At 38.2% G+C, this 15,433-nt stretch carries 12 protein-coding genes; 4 read left to right on the top strand and 8 right to left on the bottom strand.

Annotation, left to right across the window (positions count from 1 at the left end; translation table 11 throughout):
• The first annotated feature begins 44 nt into the window (after window positions 1–44).
• Together DRF61_RS12760 and nhaA are read left to right on the top strand one after the other, a co-directional pair.
• The gene (locus DRF61_RS12760; protein ID WP_111957593.1) at window positions 45–2,255 is read left to right on the top strand and encodes a RelA/SpoT family protein; all 2,211 of its coding nucleotides are present in this window, start codon (window positions 45–47) and stop codon (window positions 2,253–2,255) included.
• 2 nt (window positions 2,256–2,257) lie between these two features.
• Window positions 2,258–3,436, top strand: a complete 1,179-nt coding sequence (nhaA, locus tag DRF61_RS12765) for a Na+/H+ antiporter NhaA (RefSeq protein ID WP_111957595.1) — start codon at window positions 2,258–2,260, stop codon at window positions 3,434–3,436.
• Here the strand turns inward: nhaA and DRF61_RS12770 are convergent.
• Window positions 3,433–4,443, bottom strand: a complete 1,011-nt coding sequence (locus tag DRF61_RS12770) for a YihY/virulence factor BrkB family protein (RefSeq protein ID WP_111957597.1) — start codon at window positions 4,441–4,443, stop codon at window positions 3,433–3,435. The genes nhaA and DRF61_RS12770 overlap by 4 nt on opposite strands.
• Window positions 4,444–4,787: 344 nt before the next feature.
• On the opposite strand from DRF61_RS12770, the gene DRF61_RS12775 reads away from it, so the two are divergent.
• Entirely contained in the window at window positions 4,788–5,261 is a 474-nt protein-coding gene (locus DRF61_RS12775; protein ID WP_111957599.1) for a 23S rRNA (pseudouridine(1915)-N(3))-methyltransferase RlmH, read from the top strand.
• A gap of 38 nt (window positions 5,262–5,299) precedes the next feature.
• Here the strand turns inward: DRF61_RS12775 and DRF61_RS12780 are convergent, their stop codons facing one another.
• The 6 genes from DRF61_RS12780 to secD form a co-directional block, all read right to left on the bottom strand.
• Complete coding sequence (locus DRF61_RS12780) at window positions 5,300–5,758, bottom strand: tRNA (cytidine(34)-2'-O)-methyltransferase (RefSeq protein ID WP_111957601.1); 459 nt, start codon at window positions 5,756–5,758, stop codon at window positions 5,300–5,302.
• Window positions 5,759–5,844: 86 nt separating this feature from the next.
• Window positions 5,845–6,657 carry a tetratricopeptide repeat protein gene (locus tag DRF61_RS12785; RefSeq protein WP_111957603.1) on the bottom strand — a complete coding sequence of 271 codons (813 nt, stop codon included), beginning with the start codon at window positions 6,655–6,657 and terminating at the stop codon, window positions 5,845–5,847.
• Window positions 6,654–7,220: a phosphatase PAP2 family protein gene (locus DRF61_RS12790; RefSeq protein WP_111957605.1), complete on the bottom strand. Its 567-nt coding sequence runs from the start codon at window positions 7,218–7,220 to the stop codon at window positions 6,654–6,656. Before DRF61_RS12790 ends, DRF61_RS12785 begins: the two co-directional genes overlap by 4 nt.
• Window positions 7,221–7,223: 3 nt before the next feature.
• A complete protein-coding gene (locus DRF61_RS12795) occupies window positions 7,224–7,559 on the bottom strand; it encodes a Sec-independent protein translocase subunit TatA/TatB (protein ID WP_111957607.1) in 336 nt (111 codons plus the stop codon).
• 320 nt (window positions 7,560–7,879) lie between these two features.
• The gene (locus DRF61_RS12800; protein WP_111957609.1) at window positions 7,880–9,115 is read right to left on the bottom strand and encodes a TCR/Tet family MFS transporter; all 1,236 of its coding nucleotides are present in this window, start codon (window positions 9,113–9,115) and stop codon (window positions 7,880–7,882) included.
• Window positions 9,116–9,427: 312 nt separating this feature from the next.
• Entirely contained in the window at window positions 9,428–12,337 is a 2,910-nt protein-coding gene (secD, locus tag DRF61_RS12805) for a protein translocase subunit SecD (RefSeq protein ID WP_111957611.1), read from the bottom strand.
• Between the two features lie 218 nt (window positions 12,338–12,555).
• Here secD and DRF61_RS12810 point away from each other — a divergent pair, with 218 nt between their 5' ends.
• Window positions 12,556–13,926, top strand: a complete 1,371-nt coding sequence (locus tag DRF61_RS12810; protein WP_111957613.1) for a PQQ-dependent sugar dehydrogenase — start codon at window positions 12,556–12,558, stop codon at window positions 13,924–13,926.
• A gap of 50 nt (window positions 13,927–13,976) precedes the next feature.
• On the opposite strand, the gene hemN is transcribed toward DRF61_RS12810, so the two are convergent.
• Window positions 13,977–15,335 carry an oxygen-independent coproporphyrinogen III oxidase gene (gene hemN / locus DRF61_RS12815; RefSeq protein ID WP_111957615.1) on the bottom strand — a complete coding sequence of 453 codons (1,359 nt, stop codon included), beginning with the start codon at window positions 15,333–15,335 and terminating at the stop codon, window positions 13,977–13,979.
• Window positions 15,336–15,433 lie beyond the last annotated feature (98 nt).

Here is a 15,433-nt window from a genome sequence, read left to right on the forward strand (position 1 = left end):
TTAAAAAATTTCGTATTTTCGTTTAATTATAGGCATTAGCACAAATGAGTTACGATTTAGAACAGGAAAACAAAGAGATCCTTGCCCGGTATAAGGATTTGATTTCGAATACATACAGGACTCTGGACGAGGAAAATAACAAGCTCATCCGGAAGGCATTTGATATTGCATTGGATGCCCATAAAGATCAAAGGAGAAAATCCGGCGAACCCTACATCTACCACCCTATTGCTGTTGCTAAAATTGTAGCAACAGAGATTGGTCTTGGAGCCACATCTATCGCCTGCGCCCTGCTGCATGACGTTATAGAAGATTCCGATTATACCTATGAAGATCTTAAAAAGATTTTTGGAGAAAAGATCGCCAATATTGTGAACGGGCTCACAAAGATCTCCATTATGAATCACCAGAACATTTCCGTACAGTCTGAAAATTACAGAAAACTGTTATTGACACTGTCTGAAGATTTCAGAGTTATTCTCATCAAGATTGCTGACCGTCTTCACAATATGCGGACACTGGAAAGCATGGCTCCGGACAAGCAGAAAAAGATTGCTTCGGAAACAGTTTATATCTATGCACCTATGGCACACCGTCTGGGGCTGTATAATATCAAATCGGAGCTGGAAGATCTTTCCCTGAAATACAACAATCCTGAAGTTTATAATGAGATCACAGAAAAACTGGAACTGGCGAAAGAAAGCCGTGAAAGATATATTGAGGAATTCAAGAAAGAAGCTTCGGAAAGATTAAAAGAAGAAGGTTTAAATTTCACCATCAAAGGCCGTGCGAAAGCTATTTCCTCTATTTACAGAAAAATGCTGAAGCAGGGAGTTTCTTTTGAAGAGGTATTCGATAACTATGCGATCAGGATTATTTATAAATCGGATGCAAAGAACGAAAAGTTCCTGGCCTGGAAGATCTACTCTATCGTAACGGATGTTTACCACAGCAATCCTTCAAGAATGAGGGACTGGATCACACAGCCACGTTCTACAGGGTACGAAAGTCTCCATTTGACTGTACTGGGACCGGACAAAAAATGGATTGAGGTACAGATCCGTTCCGAAAGAATGGACGAAATCGCAGAAAAAGGAGTGGCAGCCCACTACAAATACAAAGAAGGCTACAAACAGAGTTCTGATGACCGGAATTTTGAAAGATGGGTTACCGAAATCCGTGATATTCTTGAACAGCAGCAAAATCTTTCCACGTCCGAACTTTTAGATAATATTAAACTCAATTTATATTCTAAGGAAGTATTTGTTTTTACTCCAAAAGGGGAAATCAAGATCCTTCCAACAAATGCTACCGCTCTGGATTTTGCTTTTGCCGTTCACTCCGACCTTGGAATGAAATGTCTTGGAGCAAAAATCAACGGGAAACTGGTTCCTATTTCTTATGTTCTTCAGAATGGTGACCAGATAGATATTTTATCTTCACAAAATCAGAAGCCTAAATCGGACTGGCTGGAATTTGTAGTGACATCCAAAGCCAAGTCCAAGATCAAAAGCTACCTGAATTCCCAGAAGAACCAGCTGGTGGAAGATGGAAAAGAAATTCTTCAAAGGAAACTTCGCCATGCAAAGATCAATTTTAATGATGAAGAAGTGAATAAGCTTCAGAAGTTTTTCAATCTGAAGTCTTCTCAGGAACTGTTCCTTAAATTTCAAAGCAATGAACTGGATGTCAGCAGTCTGAGAAAATATATCGAAAGTAAAAATGTATTTAATAATTTACTTTCAAGGTTCAGAAAATCCCCGACGAAAAACGTACATTTTGAGGAACCGAAAGAACAGAACCTTGATATGATTGTTTTCGGGAAAGATGAGGAGAAACTAAACTACAGCTATGCCAAATGCTGTACGGTAATTCCCGGTGATAAAATTTTTGGGTTTATTACCATTTCAGATGGTATCAAGGTCCACAGTGACAATTGTCCCAACGCAATCAATCTGAGAGCACAGTACGATTACCGTGTCATCCCGGCCAAATGGGTGAATGCGGAAAGCTTTAAGAACAGAGTTAAGATCGAAATCGAAGGTCTCGACAGAATGGGAATGATTAATGATATTACAACCGTGATCAGTGGAAGTATGGGAATGGATATGAAAAGTATGTCCATAGAATCGAACAACGGTGTTTTTATGGGCAATATCAATCTTGAAGTTAAAAACAAAGGCCAACTGGAAGAAACATTTAAAAAACTCAAAAGCATTGATGGAGTTTCAAGAGTGAGACGATTACAATCATAGACATGAATTTATCTTTATATTTTAAAAAATTTTTCAGCAGCAATCAGTCATCGGGAATTATACTTATTTTCTGTGTGCTTGTCTCATTATTAATTGCCAATTCGTCCGCAGGAGAAGGTTTCCAGAATTTTCTGGACAAAGAAGTGGGAACTCAGCTTTTTCATCTTACCTATCCTGTGAGCATATGGATTAATGACGGGCTGATGGCCGTTTTCTTTTTACTTGTAGGCCTCGAGATTAAACGGGAAATGGTGGAAGGTGAACTGTCTTCTTTCAAAAATGCCTCCCTTCCTATATTTGCAGCCGTAGGAGGAATGCTGGTTCCTGCAGCAATCTATACCTTCTTCAATTCCGGAACAGAATATAGCAGCGGCTGGGGAATTCCTATGGCTACGGATATTGCTTTTTCACTGGCTATCATCTCAATGCTGGGAAAAAAGATTCCCAACTCTATTAAAATATTTCTTGCAGCACTGGCAATTGTAGATGATCTCGGCGCCATCCTGGTGATCGCTATTTTTTATACTGAACAAATTCACTGGGCCTATCTCCTACTTTCGTTTGGAACGGCAGCACTGCTGTTTCTCTTAAATTTCCTGAAAGTTACCCGTCTTATTTTTTATATTATTCCAGGGTTATTTTTGTGGTATTTCCTGCATCATTCCGGGATTCATGCAACAATAGCCGGAGTTCTGCTGGCATTTTCCATTCCTACGAATGTATCTGATGTAGAAACCTCTCCTCTTGAAAAACTGGAGCACAAGCTTCATTTTCCCGTAAGTTTTCTGATCATGCCGATATTTGCTTTAACGAATACCAATATTGCTTTCACCAGTGAAATGGTAGCGGGTGTGACAAGTACATTGGGTCTGGGAATTATCTGTGGACTGATATTGGGAAAACTGATCGGGATCAACGTGTTTTCTTTTATCGCCATTAAATTAAAGCTCAGCACACTGCCTCAAAACAGCACATGGCTACAAATGGTCGGTGTTGGATTACTGGCGGGAATAGGCTTCACCATGTCGATTTTCATTGCACTTCTTTCCTTTAAAGATAGTATTCCAATTCAGGATGAAGCTAAATTTGCCATCCTGATCGCTTCTTTCTTAGCAGCAGTTTTAGGGTTTGTCATATTAAGTATGAGTTCTAAAAAAGATATGAACGCCGTGGAAAATTAATCTTTTCCCTCTTCCAGCTTTCTTTTGTGCTCTTCATCGCTTTCCAGATTAGGCTCTGTCACCTGTGCATGATAGTGAGCTGCTTCTCTTTTGATCTCATCAGACAACAGCTTTTCGATTCGGAGTTTTCTGAGGGCCATATTAAGCTCGTTTCCGAACAGCAGAAGATACACATTCACATTCACCCAAACCATCAGCAGGATCATACTTCCGATAGATCCGTAAAGGACGTTATATCTGGCAATATCTTTCACATAGATCGCGAAGATAAAAGTAGTAAGAACAAACAGGACCGTCGTTAAAATAGCTCCCGGTACAGCCTGTCTGAACCTGGCAATTTTCACCGTTCCCAACCAATAAAAAAGCGTTAAAAGGATGAAGTAAAACAGCGGAAAAGATACAAACCCAATGATCTTAGAAAGGTTTTTGACCAACCATGAAATATCGTAAGCCGGAGTGAAAGGTTTTATGACAACTTCCGCATAATACACTCCAAAAAGTGCAAAAAATACAATGGTAATAAAGCCAATCGTTATAAAAAATGAAAGAATAAATTCTTTAACGTCACTAAGCTTTTCATCTGAATTTTCATTAAACCCATTGATAAGAGAAAAAGTCCCATTCGTAGCAAAAATCAAAGCCAGCACAATAGTGAGATTACTGATTCCTTTCATATTAGGAATAATATTAGTCTCAATATACCCACGTATATCCCCTTGCATACTAGAAGGAAAAACGTTGTGCATCAGAACTTCAAAAATATAAAACTGCAGCTTGTCATAATGCGGCATGTACGGCAAAACGGAAAGCAGGAAGAGCAGAAAAGGAAATAAACTGATGGTGAAACTCCAGGAAATAGCTGCCGCCTTTCTTCCGATATTGCCTTTGAAAATTCCGGAAATATAGATCTGGAACATCTGCCAGAGCGATATGCCCAAAACAGGAATATGTATACCGTCAAAAAACTCTTGAATCTTCAAGATAAATCTAGGAACTTTTATACTCATCTATTTGGTGTATTTTACTTAATAAAACCCTCCTGTTTATCTCTTGAGAAGGAGAAGATCTGCTGTTTTTAATAAGTCTTTATACAAATATAAACATTTTCCTTTTTCTTATTTCAATACCACAGGAACGAATAAATAACAATTTTTTAATGGTTCAATGGATCCGTTTATGTAGATAAACAGAAATGATGGGCAAGAAAAGAATTTAAAAATTAAATAGCCAAAACATTGAAAATACTGGAAATCATTGGTCTTTCTATTTTTAACATTTTCAGGCTGGCTTTACTGGCTTCAGCTGTTTTCCGGCATAAAATGGTATCTTTGCCTTTTGAAATCCTCCATACATGAGAATCAGCTTACTTTGTATCGGCAAAACGGATGATAAGGAGATTACCTCTTTAATCAGCTACTACCTTACCCGCCTTCCCAAGCACTGGAATTTTGAAATCACCGAAATTCCTGATGTAAAAAACGCAAAAAACCTCTCACCTGAACTTTTGAAGAAGGAAGAATCCAAGCTGTTCCTTAATTATATTGACAAAAATGACCTAGTTGTACTTCTAGATGAGAAAGGCAAGCAGTTCACCAGCCGTGAATTCTCACAAAAAATTGATGCGTGGATGAATTCTTCAGTAAAGAAAGTTCATATCCTTATCGGGGGTGCATATGGTTTCTCAGAAGATGTCTACAGCCGGGCCAATGAAAAAATGTCTTTATCAAAAATGACTTTTACCCACCAGATGATCCGTTTATTTATCGTGGAACAACTCTACCGTGCCGACCAGATCCTGCAGGGAAAGCCTTACCATAATGATTAAATCTTTGTAAATTTTTACTGTCAGTTAAAACTTTATTTTTACTTAACCTGTAAACCAATCTGTCTTTTTGCCTCACCTACTACAAAAGCAACGGAATTGGCAATATTGAAGCTTCTGATCAATTTTGACATAGGAATCGTCAAATGGTTTTCAAACTGATCCAGGACTTCATTACTCAACCCCACACTTTCCTTGCCGAAAACCAGCCAGTCACCATCCTGGAAATCATTTTCCAGATAGGATTTTTCAGCATGTGAACTCATTAAAAAAACGCGGGACGGATCGGGAATATTCTTCACCCACTCTTCAACATTTGCATATTCAGTAACATCAAGATGTACCCAATAATCTAAACCGGACCTTTTCAGATTTTTATCATTGATTACAAATCCAAACGGATGAACCAGGTGCAGTTTACTTTCGGTCCCTACACATAGCCGTCCTATATTGCCTGTATTGTTGGGTATTTCAGGTTCTACAAGAACAATGTTTAACATCTATATTTCTTTATTTTATGGCTTATTTTATTCTTACGGGCGCGGCATTTCATGCCGCGCCCGTAAGAATGAATTTACTATAAGATTTATTTTTTCACACATTTAGCATAATAATCTGCCAAAATAGCTTTTTCATATCCTAAGCTTACTGCTTTATCCAGGTTTTCACAGGCCTCTTTTGGTTTTGCCGTATCAAATAGGATCAATGCTTTGGTTACATAGGAATGGGAAAATTTAGGATCTATGGAAATAGCTTTATTAGCATCTGTAAGAGCTTCTTTAGACTTTTTCATTTTGAAATAAACATCTGCCCTGCCATTATACAACAGTGATTCCGGTTTTTCAGAGATCAGCTGATTGTAATCTTTTAAGGCACCGTCCAAGTCACCATTATTTTTTTTCAGATTGGCCAGCCCCGTTTTCGCAAAAATATTATCCGGTGCAAAGCTCAGGATCTGTTTGAGATCACTCAGCGCAAGATCTTTTTTTCCCTGGCTGTCATAGATTTTGGAACGGGTAAGATAAAATTCCGGATTTTCAGCATCAATCTTAAGGCCGGTAGAGATATATTCTAATGCCTTAGCCTTATTTCCTTTCTGGCTGTTCAGTGATGCAAGATTGGCATATACTGGAGCCGATAAGGGATTGGCTTTCATTGCAGATTCGTACGATTTCAAAGCTAATGCTGTTTTTCCAAGCCTTCTTTGGGCTGTTCCCAGATTATTGTAGTATTCAGACTGATATTTTTGAATCTGCTCTTTTTCCGCAAGTTTGGTATATTGCTCTTCCGCACATTTATAGTCGGCTTTTTTAAAGCATTCTTCTGCTTTAATTTTGTCCTGTGCGTAAAGTATGAATGAGGAGCATATCAATGCTGTCAGTAATAAAGATTTTTTCATGAAGGTATATTTTGCTTGTTGATGACTTTTTTGGCGAGTATTCCAAATATCACTCCCAATAAAGATCCAACAAACGCCCCCACCAAAATATCTATCGGGAAATGCACTCCTAAATATATGCGGCTGTAAGAAACTATCACAGCCCATACAAATATAGCATATGGAAACCAATTGAGCTTCTTTTTCAATAAAATACTTAAATAAGCTGCCAGGAAGAAGGTATTGGAAGCATGGGCAGAATAAAATCCATACTGCCCTCCGCACTTCACGATCCTCATATAATGTTCTAAACTGGGATCATGGCAGGGCCGAAGCCTGGCCACTCCATATTTGAAAACACTTGCCAGCTGGTCGGAAACCGTAGCTCCAAGTGCAATGAATATAAGGATAAAAACTAAGGATTTTAGCTTATAGTTCTTGTATAAAAAGTAAAGAAATATAATGTATAGCGGTACCCATATCCATGTACTGGAAATGAGCATCCAAAATTGGTCGAAAGAAGTATCGCCCAAATTATTAAGGTATAGAAAAACCTTTTTGTCTTCCTGAATGATTTCCTCCATGAATTATCTGCTTACAGGCCCTTCGTAGGTTTCATCGTCGGCAGGCTTTAGTTTCGGAGGTTCATTAGTTGCGGAAGGTTCTGTCATGATATCTTTTTCAATGTTTTTCATCGGGTTGAAGTCCTTTGCAGCGTCTTTTACCTTCTCAATTTCGCGTTTGATCTCAGAAACAGGATTATCAGTTTCCTTCATGATCTCAGTTTTAATGTCTTCCACTGCACCACGCATCTTTCTAACGCCTGCCCCAAGGTCACGCGCTATCTGAGGAAGTTTATCCGGACCGAATAAAACAACAATCGCTACCGCGATCAGAGCCATTTCTCCAATGCTTAATTCCATGCCGTAAAATTACAAAAGATTATACATTTATTTACAGGAAACTAAAATTTTAAACAAATTTTAAGATTTTATAAGATTAAAGCTATGAAGTTCAAGAATTTAAGAATCAAGTACACTTCGATTAGCTGTTGAATTTTGTTGCTGGCTGTAAATTATTTTTTGCAGATAATAGTTTCGATTCCGAATCTAAATCCAGCATTTTTGACTCTTTGATTTTAGTTCAATATTTAAAGCTGTCATGCTTTGTAAAGCTACTGCTTATTTTCAACACTTATCTTAATTCGGGTTTAAATAATTAATCTTTTCAGACTTTGCTTTAATTACAGCTTTTTGATCAGCTTTTTATCTTTTTTCTGAAATGCATAATAAGTCATCACCACACTTATCGCCATTAAAATAAATGCCAGGAAGAACGGTGCTCCTGAAAATTCAAATGGGGCTTCGTCGTGGGTAAAGAAGTAAAAAAGGTTAGTCATCAACGGTGGCCCTATAATAGAAGTAGCGCTCATTAAACTGGTCAATGCTCCCTGGAGCTCTCCCTGCTCGTTGGAAGGAACACTTTTCGTAATTACTGACTGCAATGCCGGTCCACAGATTCCACCCAGACAGTAAGGAACTAAAAACGCAAACATCATCCAGCCTTCTGTAGCAAAGGCAAACAAAAGCATCCCTAATGCATACAAAGCCAATCCGTAATAAATACTTTTTTCCTCTCCTAATCTTGGAGTTGTCCAGCGTATCAGAACACCCTGAACCAGACCTACTAAAAGTCCTACAACCCCTAATGAAATTCCAACCATCCTTTCTGTCCAGCTAAATTTGTACATGGTGAAAAAGCTCCAGTTACTCTGTACGGCATGGCCCGCAATATAAATTAAGATAAGGGCAAAGATCAATCCTGAAATTTCCGGATGCTTACCTAAAAATTTAAATGAACCAACAGGATTCGCCCGTTTCCAGTCGAATTCTCTTCTTTTATCCTTATCTAAGCTTTCAGGAAGAACGAAATAACCGTAAAGGAAATTTAAAAGGCATAAACCTGCCGCTGCATAAAAAGGCACTCTGGCACCATAATGTCCCAAAACTCCTCCCAATACAGGTCCGATGATAAATCCAAGACCAAATGCAGCCCCGATAAGACCGAAATTCTTAGCCCTGTCTTCATCTGTAGAAATATCAGCAATATAAGCACTGGCGGTTGTTACACTGGCTCCTGTGATCCCGGCAATAATCCGGCCCAGGAAAAGCCACCAAATCGTGGGTGCAAGAGCAAGAAAAATATAATCTACTGCAAATCCAAAAAGGGAAATCAGGATAATAGGCCTTCTCCCGTATTTATCACTCAGATTTCCTACCACCGGTGAAAAGATAAACTGAGTAAATGCATAGGCAAAACCAAGCCAGCCACCATATTTTGCAGCTTCACTGATGTCGGCATGGATCAGTTCCTCAATTAATTTGGGAACAACAGGAATAATAATTCCCCATCCTGTAATGTCAATCAATAAAGTAATAAATATAAAGCCGATGGCTGCTTTTTTCCTTGAGTTTTCCATAATGCTGCAAAATTAATGAAATCTGAAATATAATGATTCTAAATTGTGGATTTAAGGGAGAGTCAAGAATCAAGAGTCAAGATTTTAGATGAAAGATTTCAGACATCAGATTCCAGATTTGGGCTACGCAAATATAAATTTAAACCTTGAACTTTAATATTAAATTTTTGAAATCCAGATCTTGAAACCAAGAATGCGGTAATCCGTAATTCAAAAACTTTGAACCCAAAATCCCTGATACTCTTACCCCCCATCCGCACAAAAAAGGCCATTTCTTTCGAAACGGCCTTTACTTATTTATTGTAGTTGATATTACTTTGAAGCAAGTACTTCTTTGGTACTTGTTGTCTTCCCGTGCACCTCATCTTCTTTTCCTTTCTTAAGGAAATCATAAGCAATAGCCGATGCAATAAAGATGGATGAATAGGTACCAAATCCGATACCGATCAACATGGCAAACATAAATCCTCTCAGGTTATCTCCACCAAAGATGAAGATAGCCAGAATCACAAGGATCGTTGTAAATGAAGTGTTGAATGTTCTACCTAATGTACTTGAGATAGAGTCATCAAATAATCCTGCCAATGTTAAAGCCTTCTTCTCTCTTAAATACTCTCTAATTCTATCGAAGATAATAACGGTATCATTGATTGAGTATCCTAATACGGTAAGGATTGCTGCAACAAAATCCTGGTTGATCTCCATGTTGAACGGCATAAATTTATGAAGCAATGAATACGCTCCCAAAATAATTACCGCATCATGGAACAAAGCTACAACAGCACCCAACGAGAATTGCCATTTTCTAAATCTTAATAAGATATAGATGAAAATACCCGCTAAAGCAGCTACTACAGCAAGAATACCGTGAGTCTGAATATCATCTGCTACCGTAGGTCCTACTTTTTCAGAAGAGATAATTCCTGCATGTTCTTTATCCGCAGATTTGAAATCACTCAATGTAGTCTTAGCAGGCAAGCTTGCCTTTAATCCTTCGTATAATTTCTGCTCTACAGTTTGGTCAGCTTTTAAAGACTCATCTTCAATAAGGTAATCTGTTGAGATTTTCAACTGTCTGTCGTTTCCGAAAGTTTTAGCTTCAACAGAAGAATTTTTACCATCTTCAGTTTTGAATACTTTTACCAGATTCTGCTCAATATCTTCAGCATTAACCGCTTTATCAAATCTTACCACATAGTTTCTACCTCCTGTAAAATCAATACCGTATTTGAAACCGTGGATGGCAATAGATGCAATACAAACTAGAGTTAAAACACCAGAAATGATATAGGCATATTTTCTTTTTCCGATAAAATCGATCCATGTATTTCTGAATAGGTTCTTCGTTGGAGGAGTCCAGACAGAAAGATGTTTTCCTTTATTCAATCTTGTGAAGATCATTACTCTTGAAAGTAATACAGAAGTAAAGAATGTCATTAATATACCAATTCCTAAAGTCAAAGCAAATCCTTTGATAGGTCCTGTTCCGAATAAGAAAAGTACACCAGCCGTTAATAATGTCGTTAAGTGACCATCTACGATCGCACTTAGTGCATGTTTGAAACCGTCTTTGTAAGCTTCCAGGATGCTCTTTCCTGCAAATAATTCTTCTTTGGTTCTTTCGTAGATAATTACATTCGTATCGACCGCCATCGCCATCGTAAGAACGATACCCGCGATACCAGGAAGCGTTAGTGTAAAGTCACCGGAATCCATAATTCCGAAAATATAGAATAAGTTGATGATCATTGCAATTACAGCATACACCCCTGCACCACCGTAATAGAAAATGATATAAACAATAATAATTAAAAATGCGATAGCAAATGAAATAACCCCTGCGTTAATAGATTCCTGTCCTAATGAAGGTCCTACTACTGTAGCCTGAACTACTTTTGCACCAGCCGGTAATTTACCTGCTCCCAAAACATCTACCAGTTCTTTAGCTTCTTCCTGAGAGAAGTTACCAGAGATCTGGGTTCTCCCGTTTGGAATAGCGTTCACAACATTTGGCGCAGTATATACTCTGCCATCCAATGTTACCGCTACCGGCTTACCTACGTTCTTCTCAGTTAATGTTTTCCATTCTTTAGCACCTTTGGAATCCATCTGCATGTCTACTACCACTCTGCTTAGCTCATCATAGCCAATGCTTGCCGTTTCAACAGCACCGTCTACCGGAGCTTTTTGGTTGATATTACCTCTGATTGCATACAATACTAAACTTTCAGCATCTGTAGCTTCAGGTTTGTATCCCCACATAAACTGTGTATATTTAATGTTAGCCGGACGTAATGACTGACCTACTTTGCTGTTCAAAATTTTGTTTACAGCAGCAGTATCTGAAAGTTTTACGCTTGCAACACCGTTTGATCTTAATTTGTCAAGGTTTAAAAGACTCATGAAGTTGATGTTCTTCGCAACTCCCATAGAATCACCTTTTATGCCTACCATTGTAGTCAATGTCTGGAAATATGGCGCTATTTCAGGAACCTGCTGTACTTCCCAGAACTGAAGTTTTGCAGAAGTCTGAAGCATTTTCTTCACCTTGTCGATATCTTTCATACCTGGCATTTCAACAGAAATTCTTGCCGTACCCGGTACTCTCTGAACGTTTGGCTGCACTGCACCCATTTTATCGATTCTGGTTCTGATTACTTCAAAAGCAGTACCTACAGAAAGATCAATTCTTCTTTTGATGATACTTTTTACCTGATCATCAGTCGTATTGTACTTGATCTCCGATAAATTAGTATTTCCGAAAAGTTCAGGATCAGCCAGCTTAAGGTTCGTTCCTTTTGCTTTGTTGATCGCTTCAAACTGATCGAAGAAGTTATCGATGTAAGATTTTGTAGAATTCTTCTGAACTTCATCCGTCTTGTTTAAAGCCTCGATAAGAACAGGATTGGTAGAATAATTGGTTAAATCATTTACCAAATCTCTTTGGTTGATTTCCAAAAGAACGTTGATCCCTCCTTTCAAGTCAAGACCAAGTTTCATTTCCTTGTCTTTGGCTTTAGTGTAATAAAGTTTTGTGAATCCCAGGTTCAAAGTATCTTTAGAAAGTCTTGTAATTTCTTTCTGATACTTTTCCGGATTGTCTCCTGCAACAGCAGTCGCCTGCCTTTCAATTTTGCTGGCGTACCAAGTTGGTAATAGCTCATTTAAGCAAATTAACCCTAGTACAATAGCAACAATTGTAATAAGTCCTTTTCCTTGCATTTTGTTATAACTACGTTAAATTAAGTCGGCAAATATAATGATTTTATTATTATTTTATGAATTTTTTAACAATAGAAACGGTTTATTTTCAGATATATCGGGGTTTTAACTTCTATTTAAGATTTAATAATTTTTCCTCCTTATCGTAATGAAATTTTCAAATTCCGATTGGTATAAAATTTTCATTCATTTATCAATACACTAAATATCAAAATATTATGAAAAAACTATTTTTTACCCTAGGCGTTTTTTCTTCCTTAATCGTTAATTCTCAAAGCATTAATTTAGTAGAATTTGCGTCCGGGCTTACCAGTCCAGTTGAAATTACGAACGCCAATGACACCCGTCTCTTCGTCGTACAGCAGAACGGAATCATTAAGATCATTCAACCCAACGGAACAATTAACAGTGCCGATTTTATGAATATCAGCTCCAAAGTTCTTTACGGAGGGGAAAGAGGCCTTCTTGGTCTTGCCTTTCATCCTCAGTATTCAACCAACGGGTATTTCTTTGTGTATTACAACAATACCGCCGGAAATATCATTGTAGCAAGGTATTCTGTAAGCTCTGCTAACCCTGACGTTGCAGATCCAGCTTCTGAAAAGATCCTTCTGAATATTCCAAAACCGTTTGACAATCATAACGGCGGAAGTATTCATTTCGGTCCTGACGGAAATCTTTGGATCGTTACGGGAGATGGGGGAAGCGGCGGAGACCCCAACAATAATGCTCAAAACATCAATTCACTTCTGGGAAAAATGTTAAGAATCGATGTGAATGCTACAGGGCCGTATAATATTCCACCCGGAAACCCTTTTGCAGGAAATTTAGTAACCGGAGCCGACGAAATCTGGTCATATGGACTTAGAAATGCATGGAAATTTTCATTTGACACAAATACAGGGAATGTAATCATTGCTGATGTAGGCCAGGGAGCCATTGAAGAGATCAACAGGATGCCTGCTACCCAAGCTGGAATCAATTACGGATGGCGATGTTATGAAGGCAATAATGCTTACAATACAGCAGGATGCGCCCCTATGTCCACGATGACATTTCCGGTTGCCGTTTATGATCATTCCGGAGGGAAATGCTCTATAACCGGTGGGTATATTTACAGAGGAAGCCAATATCCTGCCCTTCAGGGAAAATACTTCTTTGCAGATTACTGTTCTGAACAGATCGGAATCATGAATCCGGATAATTCTCTTGTGTGGAATTCTCCAAGTTCAGGGAACAATTTTTCTACTTTCGGGCAGAACTCTCAGAAAGAATTGTTTGTGGCAGCGGTAAACAGCGGAAAAATATTTAAAATCACAACAGGCGCGCTGGCAACAGACGAGACAGACCGCTCAAATTCTTTGTATATTCATCCCAATCCCTCTTCTGAAAAAGTGTTCATTGAAGGTCTGGAAGACCTGAACAGCACTGCAGATCTTTTCAGTACAGAAGGAAAAATAGTTCTGGAAAAAGCAAAAATTGAAAACGACGGCAGCGTAGACATTACAGGAATTCCTGCCGGAGTTTATTACCTGATCATCAAATCGGGAGATGTGAAATCTTACAGCCAGAAACTTATTATTAAATGACAGAAATTTTACTTCAATAAAAAAGCGGTTCCGATGGAACCGCTTTTATTTTATATCGTCATAGAGAAAATTCTTGTTTCCGGTTTATTCCTCATCATTCTGAGATCGAAAACCATGGCAACATTTCTCGTAAACGCTCTTCCTTTTTCTGTGATCCTGATTTGATTGTCGTAAATCTCCACCAATTCATCTTTTTCCATTTCTTTCAGCATTTCAAATGCATTTTCCAGTTCCGGGAAAGAATTCTTATCAGTAAAGGTTGTTTCAAGCTGACACATCAGATTCAGAATATGTCTTCTTACGGTAAGATCTTCATCATCAAGAATGTGACCTTTTACCACAGGAATTTTACCTTCTTCAATAATCTTCTGGTACTCTTCCACCGTTTTTACATTCTGGGCAAAAGCATACCAGGAATCTGAAATAGCAGACATTCCAAGACCTACCATCAGTTGGGTATTGCTTGAAGTATAGCCCATAAAGTTCCTGTGAAGCTTTTTATGAATCAGGGATTGGTACAGGTCATCATGTTCAAGAGAAAAATGATCCATTCCCACTTCTATATATCCTAAATTTTCAAGCAGTCTTTTACCGTCTTCATATAAACGGCGTTTTTCTTCACCGCTAGGTAAATCGTTTTCATCAAAACCTCTCTGTCCTACCCCTTTTACCCACGGAACGTGTGCATAGGAATAGAAAGCAAGCCTGTCCGGCTTCAGTTCCATCGTTTTTCTGATGGTATTCTCCATAGCATCCCAACTTTGGTGCGGGAGTCCGAAAACCAAATCATGGCTGATTCCTCTGTAACCAATTTCCTTAGCCCACTCCGTTACATTTTTTACATTTTCAAAGGATTGTATTCTGTTGATTGCCTTTTGAACTTTAGGATCATAATCCTGAACGCCAAAACTTACCCTCCTGAAGCCAAGATCGTATAAAGTCTGAAGGTGATCCCTTGTCGTATTATTCGGATGCCCTTCAAAAGAAAACTCAGGGTGTTCTGCTATTTCTACGGTTTCAAAGATATCTTCCAATAAGGTTTTTAAATTTTTTGGCGAAAAAAATGTAGGGGTCCCGCCTCCAAGGTGAAGTTCTTTAAGCTTGGGTCTTTCTTCAAAAAGTTCCAGATAAAGCTTCCATTCCTTCAAAACACTTTCCAAGTATGGAATTTCAACACTGTGTTGTTTTGTGATACGCTTGTGGCAGGCACAGAACGTACACAATGCTTCGCAGAAAGGCAAGTGAATATAAATAGAAATTCCCTCTTCTGCATTACTCTCATGAAATGACCTTATCACAGTCTCCCTCCACTTTTCAGGAGAAAATGTAGATTCGTCCCAATAAGGAACAGTGGGATATGATGTGTAGCGTGGTCCGGGAATATTATACTTATCTATTAAAGAATTCATTTCAAAATTTAAAATATTATCGAATCATGAAATTTAACATAAAATAAATTTCATCCTGCAAAATTAACCATTACGAATGAATTTTAAACCATGAAATA

The organism is Chryseobacterium lathyri (assembly GCF_003290185.1).
GTDB classification, from domain to species: domain Bacteria; phylum Bacteroidota; class Bacteroidia; order Flavobacteriales; family Weeksellaceae; genus Chryseobacterium; species Chryseobacterium lathyri.

Excerpts from the sequence above, each read along its gene's own strand:
- DRF61_RS12770 (WP_111957597.1), bottom strand. The coding sequence starts at position 4,443 with ATGAGTATAAAAGTTCCTAGATTTATCTTGAAGATTCAAGAGTTTTTT.
- DRF61_RS12800 (WP_111957609.1), bottom strand. The coding sequence starts at position 9,115 with ATGGAAAACTCAAGGAAAAAAGCAGCCATCGGCTTTATATTTATTACT.
- DRF61_RS12795 (WP_111957607.1), bottom strand. The coding sequence starts at position 7,559 with ATGGAATTAAGCATTGGAGAAATGGCTCTGATCGCGGTAGCGATTGTT.
- DRF61_RS12780 (WP_111957601.1), bottom strand. The coding sequence starts at position 5,758 with ATGTTAAACATTGTTCTTGTAGAACCTGAAATACCCAACAATACAGGC.
- DRF61_RS12760 (WP_111957593.1), top strand. The coding sequence starts at position 45 with ATGAGTTACGATTTAGAACAGGAAAACAAAGAGATCCTTGCCCGGTAT.
- secD (WP_111957611.1), bottom strand. The coding sequence starts at position 12,337 with ATGCAAGGAAAAGGACTTATTACAATTGTTGCTATTGTACTAGGGTTA.
- DRF61_RS12775 (WP_111957599.1), top strand. The coding sequence starts at position 4,788 with ATGAGAATCAGCTTACTTTGTATCGGCAAAACGGATGATAAGGAGATT.
- nhaA (WP_111957595.1), top strand. The coding sequence starts at position 2,258 with ATGAATTTATCTTTATATTTTAAAAAATTTTTCAGCAGCAATCAGTCA.
- DRF61_RS12785 (WP_111957603.1), bottom strand. The coding sequence starts at position 6,657 with ATGAAAAAATCTTTATTACTGACAGCATTGATATGCTCCTCATTCATA.
- DRF61_RS12810 (WP_111957613.1), top strand. The coding sequence starts at position 12,556 with ATGAAAAAACTATTTTTTACCCTAGGCGTTTTTTCTTCCTTAATCGTT.
- DRF61_RS12790 (WP_111957605.1), bottom strand. The coding sequence starts at position 7,220 with ATGGAGGAAATCATTCAGGAAGACAAAAAGGTTTTTCTATACCTTAAT.
- hemN (WP_111957615.1), bottom strand. The coding sequence starts at position 15,335 with ATGAATTCTTTAATAGATAAGTATAATATTCCCGGACCACGCTACACA.